A 742-nucleotide genomic window follows, 5' to 3' on the forward strand; every position below is an offset into this window, starting at 1 on the left:
CAACAGACCAGAAATCTTATTAGCAGAATCGACGAAAAGAGAAGAAGCGCCCTGATCTGTCGCATAGGAATACGAAGCAGCCATAGGCCAAATCAAGAAAGCAACAAATATCGCAATGATGAGCTTACGGCAAACTGTCTTCATCGGAATCAGGCATCCTAATAAGCGAAGGTATATAACTGAAATCAAAAGACGACTAGCACTGAAGGGCAAATCGCACCGTTAGATTATTCTATTAATTATCGCGGCGATTCTTTGACCGTAACCATCCCCAGGGACAGCCCATAAACCATTGAGGTCCTCTAGGCACGGAGCGATCCCCAGATACCCCCTATCAACAAGTACTTGATAACGAGGATCGACACAAACGTTGTTCAAGGGCAAACGGGTCGCATAGCCTTTTAAATGCTGAGATTGAGCAAGCAACCCCTGATATACGTTGTCAAATCTTGCTCCACCAACCTGAGGACCGGTAGCGCCTAGGCCCGCGAAGTTGCACTGGTCTGCAGATACCGAACCTCCAAACTGAAGCCATCCAGTCTCAAGCATCGCTTGGGCAAATACAACCTCAGGTCTTACGCCTTCAGAGGAGGCGGCCAAAATAGCCTGATTACAAAACTCAGTAATGCTAGAAGCACCCCTTTGCGAATAAACCTCAGAGGGATAAGTATGTCCGGTAGAAACAAACAAACGAGCCATGGATTCAGCAGATATCGTAGACGTACCCATAATTGGCGTACCA

The 742-nt window shown here is 47.0% G+C and carries 1 protein-coding gene; it reads right to left on the minus strand.

The genetic code is table 11. The annotated features are described in order from the left end of the window. Positions 1-222: 222 nt before the first annotated feature. The coding region (locus tag ACQQ92_RS08415) for a glucosaminidase domain-containing protein (RefSeq protein WP_427796240.1) at positions 223-742 on the minus strand (520 nt) is incomplete at its 5' end.

The sequence above is a fragment of the Collinsella sp. SGI.241 genome, assembly GCF_050312955.1.
Lineage (GTDB): Bacteria > Actinomycetota > Coriobacteriia > Coriobacteriales > Coriobacteriaceae > Collinsella.